General features: G+C 57.2%; 6 protein-coding genes. 3 read left to right on the top strand and 3 right to left on the bottom strand.

Annotation, left to right across the window (positions count from 1 at the left end; genetic code table 11):
* Positions 1–308, bottom strand: a 308-nt coding sequence (locus tag NW856_RS14410; protein WP_414400787.1) for a fructose-bisphosphatase class II, incomplete at its 3' end; no start/stop codon positions are given.
* Between the two features lie 258 nt (positions 309–566).
* Here NW856_RS14410 and NW856_RS14405 point away from each other — a divergent pair.
* Positions 567–842: a DUF1830 domain-containing protein gene (locus tag NW856_RS14405; RefSeq protein ID WP_011433830.1), complete on the top strand. Its 276-nt coding sequence runs from the start codon at positions 567–569 to the stop codon at positions 840–842.
* 58 nt (positions 843–900) lie between these two features.
* Here the strand turns inward: NW856_RS14405 and NW856_RS14400 are convergent, their stop codons facing one another.
* Positions 901–1,164, bottom strand: coding sequence for a hypothetical protein (locus NW856_RS14400; RefSeq protein WP_414400786.1), 264 nt, complete (start codon positions 1,162–1,164; stop codon positions 901–903).
* Positions 1,165–1,328: 164 nt separating this feature from the next.
* Between NW856_RS14400 and NW856_RS14395 the strand changes: the two genes are divergently transcribed.
* Positions 1,329–1,937: a peroxiredoxin gene (locus NW856_RS14395; protein WP_011433828.1), complete on the top strand. Its 609-nt coding sequence runs from the start codon at positions 1,329–1,331 to the stop codon at positions 1,935–1,937.
* A gap of 167 nt (positions 1,938–2,104) precedes the next feature.
* Here NW856_RS14395 and NW856_RS14390 read toward each other — a convergent pair whose 3' ends face one another.
* Positions 2,105–2,539, bottom strand: coding sequence for a photosystem I reaction center subunit II PsaD (locus NW856_RS14390; RefSeq protein WP_369791755.1), 435 nt, complete (start codon positions 2,537–2,539; stop codon positions 2,105–2,107).
* A gap of 234 nt (positions 2,540–2,773) precedes the next feature.
* Here NW856_RS14390 and NW856_RS14385 point away from each other — a divergent pair, with 234 nt between their 5' ends.
* Positions 2,774–3,637: an arginase family protein gene (locus tag NW856_RS14385; protein WP_414400785.1), complete on the top strand. Its 864-nt coding sequence runs from the start codon at positions 2,774–2,776 to the stop codon at positions 3,635–3,637.
* Positions 3,638–3,715: the final 78 nt, after the last annotated feature.

Below are 3,715 nucleotides of genomic sequence, written 5' to 3'. Positions count from 1 at the left end.
TTGGTGCCCTCACAGGGATCCACAGCAATATCGATCTCCACCAGCTCTTCCACGCGGCAGAACTGCTCAGCATCCGGGCGGGTACAGATGCCCACCTCTTCGCCGATGTAGAGCATGGGGGCCTCATCGCGGGTTCCTTCCCCGATGACGATGCGACCGCGCATAGGGATCTGGTTGAGTTTTTCCCGCATGGCCTCTACAGCCACCTGGTCGGCGGTCTTGTTGTCCCCTTTGCCCATCCAGCGGGCGGCGGCAATGGCAGCCTGCTCCACGACTTCGATGATCTCTAGCCCCAACTTGTTGTCCACGGTGTGCCCCCTTGCTGATCTCGGAATGGTGAAGGCCAACTTAAGGATATCTTCAGACTCTTCCCCTCAGTTTACCAGGGCAGGCTTCTCCTCGGGATCCCATTCTCTCAACCCCAATAAGCTGAGAGAACAAATCTCCCAAAGCCAGTCAGGAAGAGCGATCCCCGTCTTGGTGGCTTACTATTGCCACTTGGGGATCAGGGATGGTAGCCTATTTTAAGGGCAATAAGTTTTTCTTAACGCAATTAAAAAAACGCAATGAAAAGATACGCTTTTGTCAACCGTTCCGGACAGGTTCAGGTGATCCGCACGATCCCCGGCCACTGGGAGCGCACCCTCTTTCCCGGCCAGCAGGCGATTTTTGAGGCGGAGCCGGACGACTATCTGGAAGTCTACAGTTGCTGCTGCTCCACCGCCATCCTGGAAGAGCGCCGCCTCTGTCGCTATCTGGTGGATTCTTCCTCGCCTGAGGTTGACCTCTACCTGTGGTCATCTTCGCAACGGGGAACTCTGGCGGATGCGTTGAATGGTTGACAGGCTCTAGCGGCTGGCTGCCCCATAGGGGCAAGAGGACTGGGTTTGCCCAGGATAACTAGGTTGGGGATCGCTTCTCCTGAGGCCGATCCCCGGATTTTTCAGAGGGCGGATGCGGATCTGGAGAAGGGGCATCGGGGGGACGGGTCAGGCAACTGCCCCGCGCAGCATTGCGAAAGGTATCGATGCGCTCCACGCAATTTTGATGGCCGCAATAGGGGCAATACAGGCGATCCCCAGGTTGGGGCTCCACATCGGCCTGGCTCCACCACCGCCGACAGCGGTCACAACAAAAGTGATAGAACTCCAGCGTCACTCTCATGGGATCCCTTGCAGAGCTGAGCCGATCAGCATGGAGAAATGGGCATTATCCGGATCCCGGCAGTTGGGATCCGTCGCTATCTATCGAGTTAAGGCAGAGTCATTATGAGTATGGTATGTTAGGTTTGGTTTACATTTGCACTTTACCGCAAGGAGCGTTGATTTATGTCTCAGGAAGGATGCCTGCGAGTGGGGCAGCCCGCTCCCGATTTTTCCGCCACCGCTGTCTATGACATGGAATTCAAGACGGTGAAGCTCTCCGACTACAGGGGTAAGAAGTATGTGGTGTTGTTTTTCTACCCCTTGGACTTCACCTTTGTCTGCCCAACGGAGATCACGGCCTTCAGCGACCGCTATGACGACTTTGCCAAGCTGGATACCGAGATCCTGGGTGTTTCAGTGGATAGCGAATACTCTCACCTGGCCTGGATTCAAACCGACCGTAAGGCTGGAGGGGTGGGTGAGCTGAGGTATCCTCTGGTCTCTGACCTGAAAAAGGAGATCAGCGCTGCCTACAATGTTCTGGATCCGGAAGCGGGTGTGGCGCTGCGCGGCCTGTTCATCATCGACAAAGAAGGGATCATCCAGCACGCCACCATTAACAACCTGGCCTTTGGCCGTAGTGTGGATGAAACCTTGCGCACCCTGCAAGCCATCCAATACGTGCAATCTCACCCCGATGAAGTTTGCCCGGCCAACTGGCAGCCCGGCCAGAAAACCATGCACCCCGACCCAGTGAAATCCAAGGAGTTCTTCGCGGCGATTGCCAAGTAGGTTGGCCCCTGGGATCCCTGGCTACATATAGGAGATCCCCAGCGCTTCCGGGCGTAGCTTCAGCTCAAGGTGGGCTGGAGCTTTTTTGTCGAAAACAGGCAAGCAAAAGATCCCCCGACCTTGCTAGGGGATCCTGAAACCCAGTAGGGAGCGAAGCTGTGGGGAGTTCAATCCCAGGGTTTCCCGCCGGTGAACTTGTAGGTAATCGGCTCTTTGTTTTTGCCGATGTTGCGATCCACTTTGCCGACGGGCTCACGGCCTTCGTTGACCTTCTCGGGAAAGACGCCGTCTTTGGGATGCACCAACACAGGCTCCCCCCCCGCGGGAATGCGGAAGATCTGGTAGTCGTTGATCTTGTAGTCGGATCTCAACTGGGCACCCAGCGCCAAACACTGCTCTTTGCGGGCAAAGGTGAGAAAGTTTTTGCCTTCCACCATTTCGGCAGCGCCGCCGGTGGGCATTTCAAACACCTGCCCCGGCTTGCCCGTCCAGGTGATGACGTATTTTTCTTCGGTTTCGGCTGCGCTCAACAGCCCCCCGGTGGATCCCCCAAATAGAGGCAGCTTTGCTCCCTGACGAGGATCGCCTTCCATCACAGCCATAGTCTACCTTTCTCAACTCGTTGTGGTTTGCGGTGGTTTGCCTTGTCCAAACCGCGGTTTGCGGCGCGAAGCACTTTGAATCTACCACTGACTCGATTTTTAGCCCCAGTTCCGCCTGGGAACTGTAATCTTTCGTAGCAGACCGGCTGGCCCTCAGACGGATCCCTGGGCGCCCTGTAGGCCACCATAGAACAAGCCGGAGACCCACAGCTTTCTGGAAAAGGAACAGCGCCCATGGCCCAGTGGTCACTCCATCCCAGCTCGCAATCCAATGCCAGGGTCATTCTCATCCCCACCGCCTTTGGCCACGACACTCAGGCTCCGATGGCCATTCTCAATGCCGGTTCGGAGCTGTGTGCCTTCGAGCCGAGGTTGGGGATCGATGTGGATAAGCTGGCGGTGGCGCAGTTGCCGGGGCTGGTGGATGAGCCTCCCTACGGCATGTGTGAGGCGGCGGTGACTCAAGCTTGGAGACGACAACAATGGCCGGTGCTGTTGCCTTCGGTCTTGGCCGCCAGTTGGGGGGCCATTCGTGCCCTCTGGAAGCACTACCCAACTCTGAGTGTGGTGCATTGCAGCGCTCATGCCAACCTGATGCCGCCCCCAGAGATGACCCAGCCGGATCAAGATACGAGCTATGGCAGTGCTGCCTGGGTGGAGTTGCTCTACCAGCACATGCTGCCGGTGATCCATGTGGGGTTGCGCAGCGGCAGTGCGCGGGCCTACGCATGGCTGAAAGCCCACCACAGCCCAATATTCTGGGCCCAAGATGGCTGGGATCCCCAGCAGGTGGTGGCCTCTTTGCCGGATCAACCGGTGTTTTTGGTGGTGGACTGCAGTGTGTTGGATCCTTCCTTAGCGCCCGCCGTGCATCACCCAGAGCCAGGGGGGGTGAGTTGGTTCCAACTGTTGCAGACCTGTGAGGCCATCTTTGCTGCTCGTCCTGTGGTTGGCCTTTCACTGGGAGGGGTGGCGGTGGGATCCGCAACGCGGCAAACCGCTCGCGTGGTGGCCCGCCTGCTCAATTGGTTGCTGGCCTGCTATGCTCTCCACTCCCTGAAGGTGACCGCTCAACCGCAACCTGTCCAGACGGTTTAAGCTGCTCAAAGATGAATGCCTGAATATCTGGAAATGGTTGCATGAACCTGATACATTCACGCTGAACTCTCCTGAACA

It is taken from the genome of Synechococcus sp. R3-13, from assembly GCF_047462195.1.
Taxonomy (GTDB): Bacteria; Cyanobacteriota; Cyanobacteriia; order Thermostichales; family Thermostichaceae; genus Thermostichus.
The sequence above is the reverse complement of the archived record's forward strand: the minus strand, read 5'-3'. Positions and strand labels throughout refer to the sequence as shown.

Excerpts from the sequence above, each read along its gene's own strand:
- NW856_RS14405 (WP_011433830.1), top strand. The coding sequence starts at position 567 with ATGAAAAGATACGCTTTTGTCAACCGTTCCGGACAGGTTCAGGTGATC.
- NW856_RS14395 (WP_011433828.1), top strand. The coding sequence starts at position 1,329 with ATGTCTCAGGAAGGATGCCTGCGAGTGGGGCAGCCCGCTCCCGATTTT.
- NW856_RS14400 (WP_414400786.1), bottom strand. The coding sequence starts at position 1,164 with ATGAGAGTGACGCTGGAGTTCTATCACTTTTGTTGTGACCGCTGTCGG.
- NW856_RS14390 (WP_369791755.1), bottom strand. The coding sequence starts at position 2,539 with ATGGCTGTGATGGAAGGCGATCCTCGTCAGGGAGCAAAGCTGCCTCTA.
- NW856_RS14385 (WP_414400785.1), top strand. The coding sequence starts at position 2,774 with ATGGCCCAGTGGTCACTCCATCCCAGCTCGCAATCCAATGCCAGGGTC.